General features: G+C 52.5%; 21 protein-coding genes. 13 read left to right on the top strand and 8 right to left on the bottom strand.

Going from position 1 to position 14,930, the window contains the following annotated elements:
• Positions 1-5: 5 nt before the first annotated feature.
• The 4 genes from HS1genome_RS01810 (at position 6) to HS1genome_RS01825 (ending at position 2,812) form a co-directional block, all read left to right on the top strand.
• Positions 6-866 (top strand): carbon-nitrogen hydrolase family protein, encoded by an 861-nt coding sequence (locus HS1genome_RS01810; protein ID WP_126449259.1) that lies wholly within the window; start codon positions 6-8, stop codon positions 864-866.
• A gap of 77 nt (positions 867-943) precedes the next feature.
• A complete protein-coding gene (locus HS1genome_RS01815; RefSeq protein ID WP_126449260.1) occupies positions 944-1,279 on the top strand; it encodes an ArsR/SmtB family transcription factor in 336 nt (111 codons plus the stop codon).
• A gap of 12 nt (positions 1,280-1,291) precedes the next feature.
• Complete coding sequence (locus HS1genome_RS01820) at positions 1,292-1,759, top strand: hypothetical protein (protein WP_126449261.1); 468 nt, start codon at positions 1,292-1,294, stop codon at positions 1,757-1,759.
• A gap of 36 nt (positions 1,760-1,795) precedes the next feature.
• Complete coding sequence (locus HS1genome_RS01825) at positions 1,796-2,812, top strand: phosphate signaling complex PhoU family protein (RefSeq protein WP_126449262.1); 1,017 nt, start codon at positions 1,796-1,798, stop codon at positions 2,810-2,812.
• Here HS1genome_RS01825 and HS1genome_RS12420 read toward each other — a convergent pair.
• Genes HS1genome_RS12420 through pyrE form a run of 3 tightly spaced genes read right to left on the bottom strand, consistent with a single transcriptional unit; the run spans position 2,787 to position 4,660 of the window.
• Positions 2,787-3,449 (bottom strand): hypothetical protein, encoded by a 663-nt coding sequence (locus tag HS1genome_RS12420; RefSeq protein ID WP_229768133.1) that lies wholly within the window; start codon positions 3,447-3,449, stop codon positions 2,787-2,789. The two genes, HS1genome_RS01825 and HS1genome_RS12420, sit on opposite strands and share 26 nt — an antisense overlap.
• Positions 3,430-4,083 carry an orotidine-5'-phosphate decarboxylase gene (pyrF, locus tag HS1genome_RS01835; protein WP_126449263.1) on the bottom strand — a complete coding sequence of 218 codons (654 nt, stop codon included), beginning with the start codon at positions 4,081-4,083 and terminating at the stop codon, positions 3,430-3,432. Before pyrF ends, HS1genome_RS12420 begins: the two co-directional genes overlap by 20 nt.
• Positions 4,073-4,660 (bottom strand): orotate phosphoribosyltransferase, encoded by a 588-nt coding sequence (pyrE, locus tag HS1genome_RS01840; protein ID WP_126449264.1) that lies wholly within the window; start codon positions 4,658-4,660, stop codon positions 4,073-4,075. The genes pyrF and pyrE overlap by 11 nt, the downstream gene beginning before the upstream one ends.
• A gap of 68 nt (positions 4,661-4,728) precedes the next feature.
• Here pyrE and pyrB point away from each other — a divergent pair, with 68 nt between their 5' ends.
• The 8 genes from pyrB to HS1genome_RS01880 all read left to right on the top strand — a co-directional run bounded on the left by pyrB (position 4,729) and on the right by HS1genome_RS01880 (position 10,169).
• Entirely contained in the window at positions 4,729-5,619 is an 891-nt protein-coding gene (pyrB, locus tag HS1genome_RS01845) for an aspartate carbamoyltransferase (protein ID WP_126449265.1), read from the top strand.
• Position 5,620: 1 nt separating this feature from the next.
• A complete protein-coding gene (gene pyrI, locus HS1genome_RS01850; protein WP_126449266.1) occupies positions 5,621-6,091 on the top strand; it encodes an aspartate carbamoyltransferase regulatory subunit in 471 nt (156 codons plus the stop codon).
• Positions 6,084-6,701, top strand: coding sequence for a ferredoxin reductase domain-containing protein (locus tag HS1genome_RS01855; protein ID WP_126449267.1), 618 nt, complete (start codon positions 6,084-6,086; stop codon positions 6,699-6,701). Before pyrI ends, HS1genome_RS01855 begins: the two co-directional genes overlap by 8 nt.
• Positions 6,673-7,815 carry a dihydroorotase gene (gene pyrC / locus HS1genome_RS01860; protein WP_126449268.1) on the top strand — a complete coding sequence of 381 codons (1,143 nt, stop codon included), beginning with the start codon at positions 6,673-6,675 and terminating at the stop codon, positions 7,813-7,815. The genes HS1genome_RS01855 and pyrC overlap by 29 nt, the downstream gene beginning before the upstream one ends.
• Entirely contained in the window at positions 7,808-8,674 is an 867-nt protein-coding gene (gene pyrD / locus HS1genome_RS01865; RefSeq protein WP_126449269.1) for a dihydroorotate dehydrogenase PyrD, read from the top strand. The genes pyrC and pyrD overlap by 8 nt, the downstream gene beginning before the upstream one ends.
• Before the next feature lie 3 nt (positions 8,675-8,677).
• Complete coding sequence (locus HS1genome_RS01870) at positions 8,678-8,983, top strand: hypothetical protein (protein ID WP_126449270.1); 306 nt, start codon at positions 8,678-8,680, stop codon at positions 8,981-8,983.
• 39 nt (positions 8,984-9,022) lie between these two features.
• Positions 9,023-9,637 carry a MarC family protein gene (locus HS1genome_RS01875; RefSeq protein WP_126449271.1) on the top strand — a complete coding sequence of 205 codons (615 nt, stop codon included), beginning with the start codon at positions 9,023-9,025 and terminating at the stop codon, positions 9,635-9,637.
• A gap of 64 nt (positions 9,638-9,701) precedes the next feature.
• Positions 9,702-10,169: an Lrp/AsnC family transcriptional regulator gene (locus HS1genome_RS01880; protein WP_373286766.1), complete on the top strand. Its 468-nt coding sequence runs from the start codon at positions 9,702-9,704 to the stop codon at positions 10,167-10,169.
• Here the strand turns inward: HS1genome_RS01880 and HS1genome_RS01885 are convergent.
• From HS1genome_RS01885 to HS1genome_RS01905, 5 genes are all read right to left on the bottom strand, one after another.
• Positions 10,156-11,085 carry a DNA cytosine methyltransferase gene (locus HS1genome_RS01885; protein ID WP_126449273.1) on the bottom strand — a complete coding sequence of 310 codons (930 nt, stop codon included), beginning with the start codon at positions 11,083-11,085 and terminating at the stop codon, positions 10,156-10,158. The two genes, HS1genome_RS01880 and HS1genome_RS01885, sit on opposite strands and share 14 nt — an antisense overlap.
• The gene (tfe, locus tag HS1genome_RS01890; protein WP_170166197.1) at positions 11,078-11,584 is read right to left on the bottom strand and encodes a transcription factor E; all 507 of its coding nucleotides are present in this window, start codon (positions 11,582-11,584) and stop codon (positions 11,078-11,080) included. The genes HS1genome_RS01885 and tfe overlap by 8 nt, the downstream gene beginning before the upstream one ends.
• A gap of 7 nt (positions 11,585-11,591) precedes the next feature.
• On the bottom strand, positions 11,592-12,017 hold the full coding sequence (locus HS1genome_RS01895) for an RNA methyltransferase (protein ID WP_179950438.1): 426 nt from the start codon (positions 12,015-12,017) through the stop codon (positions 11,592-11,594).
• A gap of 112 nt (positions 12,018-12,129) precedes the next feature.
• Entirely contained in the window at positions 12,130-13,158 is a 1,029-nt protein-coding gene (locus HS1genome_RS01900; RefSeq protein ID WP_126451267.1) for a GTPase, read from the bottom strand.
• Between the two features lie 29 nt (positions 13,159-13,187).
• Positions 13,188-13,685, bottom strand: coding sequence for a multiprotein bridging factor aMBF1 (locus HS1genome_RS01905; RefSeq protein WP_126449274.1), 498 nt, complete (start codon positions 13,683-13,685; stop codon positions 13,188-13,190).
• A 69-nt stretch (positions 13,686-13,754) separates the two neighbouring features.
• Between HS1genome_RS01905 and HS1genome_RS01910 the strand changes: the two genes are divergently transcribed.
• Positions 13,755-14,930, top strand: coding sequence for a proteasome-activating nucleotidase (locus tag HS1genome_RS01910; RefSeq protein ID WP_126449275.1), 1,176 nt, complete (start codon positions 13,755-13,757; stop codon positions 14,928-14,930).

Raw genomic sequence — 14,930 nt, forward strand, 5'->3', positions numbered from 1 at the left:
CACAACTGCTAATCGCACTTGCTCACCTTAGGATGCGTAACATGGTGAGGAAACACAACTTGGAGAAAGCAAGGAAGCTACTGAAGATATCCAAGGAGAAGGGCGCAAAACTAGTTGTCCTCCCTTCAATGTTTCCAGTGGGGAGTACCTTGGACCCGCAGGGAGTTAACGATAGACGAACGAGGAACATGGTGAAGAACTTGGCCGAGAGGATACCAGGCTCCCTAACTGACTCCTTAGTGGACTTAGCCATGGAAGGGCAGATCCACTTGATAGCCGGTCCTATCCTAGAGCAAGCCGGACCAAAGATATTCCTCACGATGCTCTTCATTTCACCTCAGGGAGAAATAATAGGCAAGTACAGGAAGATCTATCCATCCGAGAGGGACGTCACTCTGGGTATCTCACCTGGAAGGGAACCTATAAATATGGTCCTTGACAAGAAGTACGGGATAATAGCGGAGGACGACCTATTCTCGCCCGAGATAAACAGGATCCTCACCCTTGGTGGGTCACAGCTCATGATCGTAACCACGAGGAACGGTCCCGTCACCCGAAGCGAGATTGTGAAACACGTGGCCATAACCCGGTCCATCGAGAACGGTGTACCATACTTGGTGGTGGGAGGGGTTATAGAAGACGATCAGGGTGATGTCGTAGCCTTCTCTCCAACCTTCGTCTCTACTCCCGACGCCCAAGTGTACAAGGAGATAGCGGGATACGAGGACGGTGTGATAACTGTGGAGTCCACCATGCTAACTCAATCACGGGAGAGTAAGTCGGGGTACCCTAGTGTGGAGAACACCGTTTCCATACTTTGTAAGAGCTTCAAGAAGATGAACTCAACCACCTACCACGGAAGGTGAGCTAGATGTACCTCCCCGTCACCATACCTAATCCCTTTCGCTGGGGCGTTTCCCTCCCGTAGCGGAGGGAGTTAAGGTTGGCGGGGAGGGAGTCAAAGGAGGACAGGGAGTTCAGGAAGTTATTTAAGTACCTCTTCTACACCTCTAGAGGAGGGCAGACGAGGCTCGTGATTCTGAGGTCCCTCCTTAAAGAGGGGAAGAATGCCAATAAGATAGCGATGGAGTTAGGGCTCGACTATAAGACTGTTACCCATCATTTGGAGGTCTTGATGGATAACCACATAATCTGGAAGGAAGGCGAAGGGTACGCCTCACCTTACAGGATATCTAATTTAATTCTGCCCAAGCTCCACTTGTTAGACGAGCTAGAGAGGGAGTTATCTGCTAAAAAGGATAAAAGGAGTTTTAGCTAAGTAACACTTCCAATGAGGGTTAAGGCCAGAAAGACATTGCCGGAGATATTAGTGGAACTTCGCCTACTGCGGAGAAAGTTGGAGTTGATGTCGCAGCGGTTGGCGGACAGAATTGACAGACTGCCCAAGGATGGACGACACGCACAAACCTACAGTAAGGAGGTGTCTCAACTCTCCAAGCTCCTCAGATCCATAGTGAGATTGGAGGTGGGACTAGAGTTATTGGAGGTGAGGTTGGAAACTGCCATGATGCTTGGCGCTATAACACAGTCTTTGAGGGAGGTGGTGAACTTCGTGAGTGGTGTGGGGAGCCAACTGGTGGCCATCCCGGAGATCTCCATGGGGCTCCAAGAGATCCAAGAAGAACTCGGTTCATTGGGGCAACAGGGCGTTGCTCCCCCAGATCCTGCATTGTTGGAATCCGTAGAGAGGGTGACGGAGGAGAGATTGAGAAAGTATATAGGTTCTGGACTCCAATAGAGTGAATTATATAGTACTTCAGCACTACTATGAAATGTGGAGAGGGACAGCGTCAGGAGGGTTCAGGTTACAGGGGGTTCCACTTTCATTGTTTCTCTTCCCAAGGATTGGGTTAAAGCTGTCCAGCTGAAGGCAGGGGACGAGGTAGCAGTGATCAGGAGACCAGACATGAAGTTACTCATAGTGCCCAAGACTAGGTACAGGTCCTCCGCCAATAGAATTACTATCAAATGTGGTAACGGAAATAGAGATATAGTGGTTAGGGACTTCGTCTCTTACTACATAGCGGGGCACTCCCTCATAACTCTTGTATGTCCAAACATGAGGAACGACGATAGGTCCTACGTGAAGGACCAGGTCAGGAGGAGGCTCCTTGGGGCTGAGGTCATAGAGGAGGATGCGGAAAAGTTCTCGGTCCAGTTCCTAGTGGGAGTGAGTGAGCTAAGCGTTTCTAAGACCATAGCTAGAACTTCTACAATAAGCTATCACATGCTTAAGGATGCAGTGAGGGCTCTCTCCACTGGAGACGTCGACCTGGCTGGGGAAGTCTCTGCCAGGGACGACGAAGTGGACAGGTTCTACTTTTACGTTGCTAGACAGCTTTCCATGAGTAGCCTTAACCAGGAGATACTAGAGGAGGATGGATTCTCCATGTGGCACGTGATAAACATATACGCCGTCGCTAGGTCCATAGAGAGGGTGGCAGATCACGCCACTAGGCTAGCCAACCTAGCCCAGGACGCCGTCAAGGGGGGACAGACGCTCGAGAAAGTCGTTAAAGTGGCTGACGCGGTCATCTCGGTGTACAGAGATTCTACACAAGCCTTTTCCAAGAAGGACCGAACCGCCTCACATGCGATTCTCTCGTCAATGGGGACTATGGCCTCGACTTTCAGGGAAGTGACGCAGGAAGCAGTTTCCGTTCCTGACGTCAAGTCCGCCACGGCCCTAGTGCTGGCCATGGAGTCTCTCCGCCGGGTATATAGATACTCAATAGATATTGCTGAGTCAACCGTGGACATGTTGGCTAAGGACGAGCCGTTAAGGTCCTGAGGTTACCAACGTTTATGGACTCTATTGTCATAAGCTCCTCTAGAGTATTCGCCGAATCCACCGTCTTTGCCCTTCGTAGGAGCTCTGTTCTGTCCTCCTCAGTATACGGGCCTACCCTGTAAACGACGGTGACACAGCGGTCTGTCATAACAGCATCTATTAAGTAGCCCATTATGAAGGCCCTGTCCGCCGTCCTGAGGTCGGTGGATGAGAACAGGCAGATGTTCGGGTGGGTGTGAGTCACCGCTAAACCTCTAGGATAGGGTACTGACACTTGGCTTTCTTCTCCTTCTAATATGAGATAGGTCCCATCCTCTAATAGAATGTTGATGAACTCTACGCTCGTGTCTCTGGTCTTCTGGGCATAGTTTAGACCACCCGTCCAGAGCATCTTAAGGTATAAAGGGACCGCTGTGTTAGGTATCTCCCAGTAAGGTCTACCTCCATCTCCCTCTCTCGCTAGCTCTACGGGAAACTCCCCTAACTCCTCAGGCCATTTCTTGACCACTAGTCTCTCACCGTCGAATCCTGGTGGTTCTCCAGTCAGCTCGTGGACGTCCTCAGCTAACTTGTACTCTGAAAGTAGCTTGGCAACTCTCCTACTGTACTCGTTGTCCTCAAGGCGCTGTTCCTTCACAACTCATCAGCTTCTCCTGGGCGTACGTCTTAATTTTCCTTAGGGCCTCCACTGGATCGGGGGAGGTATAGATTGTCCTTCCGACGATCTCTACGTCCGCCCCCGCACATAACCCATCCCCTGGGGACGCTCCTTGCGCACCCACTCCGGGGGAGAGTATGAGCTTGTGGGGGAAGGCCTCCCTCACTCTCCTCAACACCCAAGGTCTGGTGGCTGGCCCCACTAAGCCCTCAGGGTCTACGGCCTCGGCCACCTTTAAGGCCGCCTCCAAGGTTGAGTCGTCCCACCCCTTATGAGACATGGATACGAGGAGGTAGAGGGACACTTTGTTCTCCTCCAGAGATCGTTTGAGCCCATCTAGGGCGCCATCTCGCCCTACCAATGCGTGTGCTATCACTCCACCGCAGAGGCCTCCCAATGCCTCCACTGTGGACACCATCGTCGATTCCACGTCCGCCAGTTTCAAGTCACATATCACGTTCTCCCAGCCTCTGACCAGTTCCCTTGTATTTGCTACTCCAACTCTCAAAAGTAAGGGTATACCGATCTTAACTCCCCACGCCTCACCCCTTAGTTCCTCAACGACTTCTGGGCTGAGGGGAACATCTAGCGCAACGGCGTAATTAGGCCTCAACGTTACTCACCAAGTAGTCCTTTATGGCCGCCTCCTCCTGTGCCGTGAGGGCCCCGCTGTTTATAAGTTCGTTGAGAAGGTCAGATATGGTTGCTACAGCCAGGAGAGAGACGCCGTAGTTTTCCAGCCTCTTCCTGGCTCCCTCTTGTCTATCCACGAGGACTAGGGCAGCCCTAGGTTTACCTCCCTCCTTCGCCACTTCAACTATTGCCCTCTCCAATGAGGAACCAGTAGTTGCTACATCGTCCACTATTAATGCATCCCGGCCTGAAACGTCTCCCTCCAACACCCTGTCAGTTCCGTGGCCTTTCTTCTCCAATCTCACGTATGCTAGAGGCGTTCCTGTTCTGCAGGCCATGAAGCTGGCTAGCGGAAGTCCTCCTGTGGCTACTCCAACTATAACGTCGACCTTGAGTGTCTGTGCCCTCTTAACTGCCGCGTCAACGAATTTCTCGAACTCTGGGTAGCTCGGAAACCTCCTCAAGTCCAAGTAGTAAGGGCTCATTTTCCCAGAGGTCAGAACGAAGTTCCCTATCAGCAACATCTTCCTGTCCAGGAGCACCTGTGCTAAACCCATGGAGGGTGTTCGGCCGTCAAACCAATAAAAGGATTTAATACGTAGTTAAGCGAGCTTGAGGAGGGCTAGTGAAAGGAAGGAGTTTGATATCGGCCTCCGAGTTAAGCAGGGCCGAGTACGAGGGCCTTTTCCAAGCGGCCTCGAATGTGAGACGTTCACAGGCCCTGAGCGGCAAGATAGTAGCGCTTGCCTTCTTCGAGCCCAGCACAAGGACTTACCTAAGTTTCGAGACTGCGGCGGAGAGATGTGGAGCTTCAGTTATAGGTTTCCAATCAGAGACTTCGACGTCAGTTGCGAAGGGGGAGAACTTAGGAGACACTATCAGGATGCTAAGCTCTTACGCCGACCTAATAGTGATGAGACATAAACTCGACGGGGCCGCTAAGTTCGCGTCCGCTATATCTAAGGTACCTGTCGTAAACGCTGGTGACGGGAAACATGAACACCCCACTCAATCTATTGTAGACCTCTACTCTGTCTGGAGGAAGTTTGGGTCCATCGATGGTCTCACCTATGGGCTACTCGGCGACCTAAAGTATTCCAGGACTGTTAATAGCTTGCTCAGGGCCTTGGACAAGTTCTCTCCTAGGAAGGTGTGCCTCGTTTCACCTCCACAGCTCAGGACAAGGCAAGAGATACTGGATGGGCTTAGGCTCAACTGGGAGGAGGTGTCTGATGTGTGGGAGATCTTGAGTGATCTAGATGTACTTTACGTTACGAGAATCCAACGGGAACGTTTCCCTGACGAGCTCGAGTACGCGAAGGTTAGGAACAGTTACAGGGTAGATCTCAAGATGGTAGAAGCTATGAAGTGGAGCTCCGTGATCATGCATCCACTACCTCGCGTGAGCGAAATAGACAGGAAAGTGGATAAGGATAGAAGGGCCTACTACTTCCAGCAGGCGTCTTACGGCGTCGAGGTTAGGATGGCCCTACTTCTAGGGATCTTGGGTGAATGAAATGGAAGGAGAGCTCATTGTGAGGAAGATAAGGGAGGGGACGGTAATAGACCACATTCCTCGGGGGAAGGCCCTCCTCCTCCTGAGGTTAATGGGAATAAAGGGGGACGAGGGCTATAGGCTGGCGGTCGTATCTAACGTCGAGAGCAAGAAGATGGGCAAAAAGGACATCATAAAGGTGGAAGGGAAGGAGTTGAAGGGCGAGGAAGTTGACCTCATCGCATTGGTCGCTCCCACCGTAACAATAAACATAGTAAGGAACTTCGAAGTGGTGGAGAAGAGGAAAATCTCTGTCCCTAAGATAGTTCGGGGATTACTCAAGTGTCCTAATACTTCCTGCGTCAGCAACAACGATCCAGAGGCGGTGTCTGAGTTCTCGGTCAGGAGGGAATCTCCTCTACTCATTTCCTGCAGTTACTGCGAGTCCAGATTAAGTGGGGAAGACGTGGTGAAACAGCTCTCGGGTGATTGAGACGTCAGTAGTTCGCGCGGAGGTGCTCGAAGTTAAGGAAGCAGGAAAAGTGACTCGAATAACCGTGAGGTACCCATTCCGGCCGGAACCAGGCAACTTCGTCTCCTTGGTTAACCCCGGACAATGGGAATTCCCCCTCGCCGTAGGAGACTACTGGATGGGGCGAATGGAACTATACGTCTCGTCCAAGAGGCTGTCTCAGTGGATGAAGGGAAGGGAGGCAGTCCTGCTCAAAGGTCCGCTGGGGACGAGACTTCCTGCTATGAGGGAAGTACTAGCGTTCTCTACATCTGTTCATCTCTACGATCTGCTTTACCCCCTCAGGGAAGTAGTACGAGGTGGGGGCAAGGCGCGGTTGGTATGTGAGGACTGCGATACTGAGTTCGTAGACGAGGTCGATAGACCTGAGGGCGTGCTTGTATCCGTGCCGCCAGATAAGCTAATGCGAATGGAGGTTCCCTTTCCTGCCTATGTTTACGTCAGGTGGGCGAATATGAACTGCATGTTGGGAGTGTGCGGTACATGTGTGGTTGGTGGGAGACTGGCCTGCACCTCAGGACCCTTCTTGAAGGTGGAGAGTGTTGAGAGTCTCAGGGAAATGCTACCTTGAGGGTAGGGGTTTGGTGGAGGCGTGCATCGAGTTCGATAGGGTCATTAGGAAGGTGCGCTCTCACTGCGTTCCCGACCTCACACTGAGAAGCGACGAACTCCTGATGCCGGGCTCAGTGGACCTTCACGTTCACGTGAGGGGTCTCGGGTTGAGCTACAAGGAGGACGTTTCGAGTGCGACCAGCGAGGCCGCGTACGGAGGGGTGACGCTAGTTGGTGACATGCCTAACACTCATCCCTACCTCAACACAGCGGAGGCGGTCCTTGAGAAGTTGAGGGAGATGGAGAGAAGTAGGATCGACTTCGTGGTCTACGCCGGCGTCGGGAGCGAAACGAAGAAGCTAGATGCGATGCCCATCGCTGGTTATAAGGTCTTCCCAGAGGACTTAGAGAGGCCAGAGTTAGAGGACGTGCTCTCTTCCTCGAAACTCAAGATTCTACATCCAGAGGTTCCTAACTCGCTCCAGGGACAGAGGACCCTCAGGGCTCTCTGGCAAGAGCTGGCGTCCCTGAGGTTGGTAAGGGGCAGATTTCACGTCACCCACTGCACCTCTAAGGAGACAGTGGAACTAGCTCACGGCTCTGGATTCACTGCAGACCTGACTCCTCACCACCTATTACTCCACGAGTCGGACTGTTGGGACAAGGTCAATCCTCCCTTGAGAGACGAGACAACAAGACGAGCCCTCTGGGACTCGCTCTGGGTGGCAGAGGCCGTTGTCAGTGATCACGCACCTCATTTGCCGGAGGAGAAGAGGTGGCACTACGACATTTGTCCTCCTGGGATAGCCGCAATTTCCTTCACCACTCCTTTCATTTACTCCCTCGTATTTAGGGGGGTCCTGAGCGTGGATAGGGCGGTCCAACTGCTATCTAAGGGCCCCGCTACCATACTGGGGTTGAAGATGGGTGAGATCGCTGAGGGCTTCGCGGCCAACTTCACGGTTGTTAGGCGAGAATATTGGCGCTACTCCACTGCCTACACCAAGGCCTCTCACACCCCATTGGATGGCTATCCCTTGAATGCTAGAGTAACTATGACGTTCGTCCAAGGTAAGGTGGCCTTCGACGGTGGAGAAGTTTATCCCGTGAGAGGGGTGAACGCTATTGCCTGAGCTCGCAGGAGTTTCGTTCAGGGACCCCTTCGTTATCGCCTCTGGCATCGTTCCTAACCATCCGGAGTTGATTAGGCAGTTCTGCCACCTTTATGGTCCTGCTGGTGTGACTACCAAGAGCTTCACCTTGAATCCCCTAGACCCACATCCTCCCCCCACAGTGTTCAAGCTGGGAGATGGATGCTACATCAACGCCATAGGACTGTCTAACCCTGGAAGGGATGGCCTCAGGGAAATTAACGTTCCGTGCCGAGTTATATATAGCATCGCAGGCTCCTCTCCCGAGGAGTTCGGACAGCTGGCGTCCCTAGTGCCCAAGGGACATCTGGTGGAGTTGAACTTGAGTAGTCCTAACAGGAGGGGACTGGGGGAGTCCGTGGCACCAATGGTCAGGGAGATCGTCAGGGAAGTTGTAGGGGCGACCCAGAACCCTGTTCTAGTTAAGCTCGGTCCTTGGGATAACGTAATAGACCTAGCGGGGAGAGCCCTTGAAGCTGGGGCCAAGGGGCTCACGTTAATCAACACAGTCAAGGGAATGGCAATAGATGTTTACGAACGACGGCCGATCTTAACCTACACTACTGGTGGAGTGTCAGGCAAATGCATACACCACTTGGCCGTGAGGATAGTCGCCCAAGTTTTCAAGGAGTATCAGGCCGACGTGATAGGGGTAGGGGGAGTTTACAGTTGGGAAGACGCGGCGGAGCTCATGTTAGCTGGGGCTAAGTTAGTGGGTGTAGGAACAGCTATAATAGACAGAGGACCAAGAGTGTTGACCCAGATAAGGGAGGGCTTCGGTAAGTTCTTGGATAAGAAAGGGATTAATGCCACCGAGCTCGTTGGTGCAGGAGTCAGGTGAATCATGCCCAAGAGGATAGAAATGAAGGGAAGGGACCTAGAGGGATTGGTCTTTCTAGGCAAATTGAAGTCAGTTAACGTTGAGTACTGTGACGAGAAGAAGAAGTACGCTCGCGTGGTGGGGGTTCTCCTCGATGGGGATGAAGTGAGCACAGAGTGCATACCCATAAGGGCGGCCGGGAAGATCTCCACCGTGATAAAACACTACCTACGATTGGGTGTGGGCAAGTACATACTCACCGAAGCTTCAGGGAACCTCAGACACACGGACACTGAGCCGGAGGAAGACGACTCCCAGCCTTCAGGGTGAAAACGGTCCTTATATTCCAAACCTCCTAGGAACCCGTCGATGGGATTGGACATAGGGCAGGCCTTGGTAGTTGCCGTGAAGCTATTCGCTATCATGGACCCCTTCTCTGTCATACCGTACATACTGGGGATATACACCACTTACCAAGAGAGTTCGCAGGAGAAGGTGAGCTGGAACTACCTTGTCAACAAGATAAGTATCGTGATAATTGTGATCCTCCTCATTTTCTCGATCCTGGGTAGGGCCATCTTAGATTTCCTAGGACTAAGTCCAGCTGCCCTGGAGATAGGAGGAGGTATAATCTTGGTTTACTTGGGGATAGATACCATGGGGGGCTTCGGTCAACTCAGGTTCCTTTCCAGGAACATAGAGGAGGCCATAGTGACTCCGATAGCAACTCCGCTCATAGTTGGACCTGGAACCCTCACCGCACTAGTTACTTTGTCTGTTGGTCACTCCATACTTCTCCTCATAGTGGGGAGCATGGTCGCAGCGCTACTGACCTACCTCACTCTCCTCTCTGCTCCACTTCTGGTTAAGGTGTTGGGAAAGACTGGAACCATCGCGGCAGGCAGGTTCACCGCGATAATCATTGCGGCTTTCGGGGTGCAACTGATCTTGGGCGGACTCACTCTTTTGGGCTTGATCTCCTGAGTATTACTCATAGTGATGTGGAACCGCTCTGAAAAATTTTTAACGGATCCGCGGTTAGTTGTTCGTGTCGTCGAAGAAGAGAGTCGAACTAGACGACGTGGATAAGAAGTTAATGATAGAGTTGTTGAGGGACGCTAGGACTAGTCTCAGGCGGTTGGCGGAAGAGATGAACGTCTCCCCAGCCACCCTCCACAACAGGATGAACAGGCTCATTCAGGAAGGGGTAGTGAGGGGTTTCGTGGCGCTCTTGGACTACACCAAGCTGGGCTACACTCTGACTAGCATAATAATGGTTAAGGTCGACGGTAAACACATCGTGGAGTTCGAGAAGGAAGTCGCCAACTCCCCTAACGTCGTCTCCGTCTACGACGTGGTGGGGGACTACGACGTCATATTAATAGCGAAGTTCAGGGACACCGAGGAACTGGACACCTTCCTCAAACAACTCCTCAAGAACCCACGAGTTGAGAGGACGTTCACGAGCATAGTGCTTAACACCGTGAAGGAGGACCCGAGAGTCAGAATAATTTAGATACTTCCTTGGCGACAGCCCGTGCCACGGGCACTGGGACCGACTCCCCAACCTGGTTGAACTGTTCGTCGAGCGAGCCCAGAAAGACGTGATCGTCAGGGTATCCCATGAGTCTAGCCTGCTCCCTCACTGTGAGCCACCTGTCCCGGAAAGGGTGAATGAACCTGGAGTTTCCCAACACAGTGGGAGCTGGCTTAGATGGGTCCAACCTGAGGTAGAGAGGTATCTTCCTTGCGCTCCCCTCGAACATAGTGAGGTAACCTCCGTACCCTAGTCTCGAGATCTTCCTCAACTTCGCCTCTGTTACCTCCCTCACCTCGTGATTTGGCACCTTCCCTTCCTTACCATCTAAGTCTCCTATACTCTCCCACACACTAGGGTGAAGGGTCACCTTTGGAGGGTCTAGCCTCGCGTTAGAGATGAAGATCCTCACTCTCTTAGAAGGGTTTCCAAGTTCTAGGGCACTGAGTACGTTGAAGTGGATTTCGTATCCTACCCTAGCGAACTCCGCCCTGAGTGCCTCGCGAAGCTCCACCGATTCCACCAGAGCAGGTACGTTCTCCATCACGAAGACTCTCGGGTTGAGCTCCCCCACTAGTCTGACAAACTCCAGCGTCAGTAGGCCTCTCTCGTCACTGTAGAGCCTTTCTATAGGGTTCTTCCTTCTAGTAGGGTTGGCGGCCGTGAATGGCTCACAGGGTGGACTACCGATGAGGATGTCCACCTCACCTACCAGTTTAGAGATCAGGGACCCGTCGACTTCTCTAATATCTTCTTCCAACACCTGCGCTTCGGGGAAGTTAAGGCTGTAAGTCCTCGCAGCAGCGTGATTAAGCTCCACACCTAAGGCTGGACTAAGTCCCACCTCTGCGAATCCCCTGGAGAACCCGCCTCCTCCCGAGAAGAGATCAACCAAAGTTGGACTTGGTCTCGACGTTTATTTCCTCCTCGAGTTGCCTTATCTTCCTCTCTATAACTTCCCTTACCCTCTCCACCTCGTAATAAACGAGGGAGGTCCCACACCTGGGACACTTGAACTCGTTCTCAAAGGCCTCGTCGAAGATATACCTGCTCCCGTCCTCGGGACAGATGTAGAAGGTGTTGTTGGTCTCGAACTCCAGTCTCATTTTCAGTTTCTGCACCATCTCCCTCTTTCTGTTCAGTAGTATCTCGTTTACCTGATCCGTGTTGGCCCTCCAGTAGTAGAGATACCATCCAGTTTCCCTATCTCTAGTTCTCTTGTACCTCACTAACCCGTGGTCCGCAAGCATATAGAGCGTCCTTCTGACGTTGTTCACCTTCACGTTAAGCATCCTAGCTATCTCGTCGTCAGTTAGCTCGGACTTCCCCTTCAACAAGATCTCTAACACTGGCAGTACTTCGTCTCCTAACATGGTGACCGCTAGCTCCTTCAACAATTCCTCAGCTTCCAACCCTCACCACCCTCTTACCCGCCCTCTGCGGAAGTATCCTCAATTTGGCATCGCTATACTGTATATCTAGTTCCTCTCCCATATATATCCTATCCAAGAAGATTGCCACGCTTGCGACTTCAGAGTGGGGTTGATGCCCTATCGCCACGTTGTAGTCCACGTTCCTGAAGTACCAGCCCTCTACCTTCTCTGCCCCCACTATAAGGAGAAGGGGAGACTGGGACCTCAATTCACCCACCTTCGAGTTCAATCCCTCCCCATACATGGTCAAGTGTATCGCTCTTCCTCCGTTCCTCCTCCAATCCTCCACGAACTTCCTTCCGTTCTTGACGCTCTGAACCACGAAGTCCCTCCTTCCCCAGAGTTCCTTCACCTTCTCCACCGACTTAAATACCGACTCATCATTTCCCTCCATAATGAACCCTGAGGCACCTAGAGCCCTAGCTACGAGTGCCACGTGAGTGGTAACTCGTTTGTCCCTGTTGGGCCTGTGGCCCAACCTCAGCACGTACACTTCGGGGTTCAACTCAACCACTTACGATCTTTGACAGGGTATCAATTAGGACACCCAAGTTGGTACCGTTAGCTGCTGAGACTGGAACCACGTCCACCACAGGCGAGTATATCCTCTTAGTTTCCTTCAGCGCTACCTCCCTTAACCTCCTAGCTTCAGGGGGGTTCAACTTGTCCGCCTTGTTTAACGCTACGATCAGGGGCTTCCCAGATATCCCTATATCTCGGAACACGGAGAGAGAGCCGGTTAGACTCTCAATCATTCTCCTTTCGCCCATGGCGGAGTCCACTACCAACAACTCAACGTCTGCTAAGGCCGCCTCTGACAATGTCACGTGGAACGCCTCAACGATCTGCGGTGGTATTCCCCTAATGAAGCCGACCGTGTCTATGAGCAGGGCCTTCCTATTCCCTAGCTCTACAGCAGTCCGCTTGGGAGATATGGTTGTGAACATACTGGAGTCGACCTTCTGGCTTCCCCCAGTAAGCCTGTTGAAGAGGGAGGTCTTTCCCGCGTTAGTGTAACCCACGATCGCTACCTGGGGTAATCCCATCTCCCTCCTCTTGAGGATGGTGGCCCTCTGAGCTTCCCTCATCTCCTCCAACTTCCTCTTGAGCTTCACCATCCTTCTAGAGTAGAGCTTTATCGCAGCCTCCACACCATAGGTTCCTGCTCCCAACGGCCCCTGTTGTTCTCCTGCTTTGGCCCTAGTGAAGTAGTCCCTCAATATAGGGAGCCTGTACTTCAGTGAGGCCAACTCGATCTGCATCTTGGCCTCGGCCGATCCTGCGTGGAGGTCGAAGACCTCGAGGAGAAGGAGCACCTTGTCCAAGACCTTTATTCCCATCAACTCTCGACTGAGGTTCATCAGTTGTCTCGGTCTAGTCTGAGCGAAAACTAACAGGGCTTCCACGCCCTTTTCCTTCACTTCCTGGAGCATCGATTCGCTTATGTAGTAATTGGGATTCGGCCTCCTCGGCGTCGGTCTGTGCTCCACCACTTCGTACCCTGCAGTTTCTGCCAGGGCTAATCCTTCGTCCATCTCTTCCCGTTGATAGAAGAGGATCGCCCTCACTTCCTCCCCTCCCTTACGTTGGCAACATCTCCCAACGTGATGTCCATGTCCACCTCCTCTTCAACACCCTCTCCAACTTCTGTCGGCACGAGCAGCTTCACCCCAAGTAACTTCTCTAGTTGCCTCGCTTGGTCTATGGTAGGTTTGAGTCGCCCCGACTCAAACCTCTTCACCACGTTCTCAGAAACCTTAAGTCTCTTAGCCAGCCCCAGGGTGTCCATCTTTAACCTCTCCCTGGCCTCTTTAATGATCTTGCTGTAATCCTCGACCACTTCCAGTTCCTCTGGGCTAACTTTCTTGGGTCTCGAATTAACCCTGGGTTTCGCCTTCCTCTCCACCTTGATTTCCTTCCTCTCCACGATCGGCGGACTGCCCTGTTTCCTATAACACCTCTCGCATAAAGTGAGTAATCCCCCCTCTATCTCCACCGTGTAGCTCTTGCCCACTATGGCAGAGCCGCACATCTCACAGTATTCTCCATCGCCGTTGCCCATGGTACCACGGCATATATGTGATGCCAAACGTTATTAGCCTAACTGCATAAAGAGTTTGCTGAGTCTAGGTTGTCGGAGGAAGTAGATATTCCCAATGAGAACGTAGGCGAGGAAAAGGAACAGTTGCTGAGAGTTATGGAGGAGAAGGTGAGGTCGCTCCAAACTGAAGTGGAGATGTTGAGGAAGGAACTCAACTACTACAAGTCCGAGATGGACAAGCTCCTCAGTCCGCCACTCATCGAGGCCACAGTCCTTGACACGTTAGAGGACGGTAGGGTGGTGGTGAGGAGCTCCTCTGGACCCAACTTGGTCGTTAATGCGCTAAGAGAAGTGATAGTGGGGAAACTAAAGCCTGGCACTCCTGTGGCCCTGAATCAGAGGGCGTCCGCCATAGTCGAAGTTCTACCGACCAGGGAAGAGCCGGTGGTGAGGGGAATGGAGGTTGAGGAGAAGCCAAACGTAAGGTACACAGACATCGGTGGGCTTGAAGAGCAGATCGGGCAGATTAGGGAGGTGGTGGAGCTCCCCCTCACTAGGCCTGAACTATTTAGGGAGATAGGCGTTGATCCTCCGAAGGGAGTTCTCCTTTACGGGCCACCTGGGACTGGGAAGACCATGTTGGCCAAGGCGGTGGCCACGGAGAGCGGTGCCGCCTTCATTCACGTGATTGCATCTGAGTTCGCACAGAAGTTCGTGGGAGAGGGGGCTAAGATAGTCAGGGAGGTGTTCGAGTTGGCGCGCAAGAGGGCGCCAGCAATTCTTTTCATTGACGAGATAGACGCCATAGCTTCCAAGAGAATAGACGTGGGAACAAGTGGAGAGAGGGAAATACAGAGGACCCTCATGCAACTGCTTGCCGAGATCGATGGCTTCAAGCCTCTCGAGAACGTGAGGATACTCACTGCTACCAATAGGATAGACGTTTTAGATCCAGCGCTACTGCGACCTGGAAGGTTCGACAGGTTGATAGAGGTACCTCTCCCTGACGCTGCGGGGAGGGAGAAGATATATTCGATCTACTTAGGCAGAATGAAGGTAAAGGGAGAAGTTGACGTGAAGGGGCTGGCAGCGGAGTCGGAGGGACTCAGTGGTGCAGACATAAAGAACGTATGTGTCGAGGCGGCCTACGTCGCGATCAGGGAGGGAAGGGCTTACGTCACGAATCAGGACGTCTTCAAGGCCCTCAAGGCAGTTCTGAACAAGAGGGAAGCTAAGGTCAAGGAGAGGACCGAGAAGTTCATCTGA

Origin of the sequence: Sulfodiicoccus acidiphilus (assembly GCF_003967175.1) — an archaeon.
GTDB classification, from domain to species: Archaea; Thermoproteota; Thermoprotei_A; order Sulfolobales; family Sulfolobaceae; genus Sulfodiicoccus; species Sulfodiicoccus acidiphilus.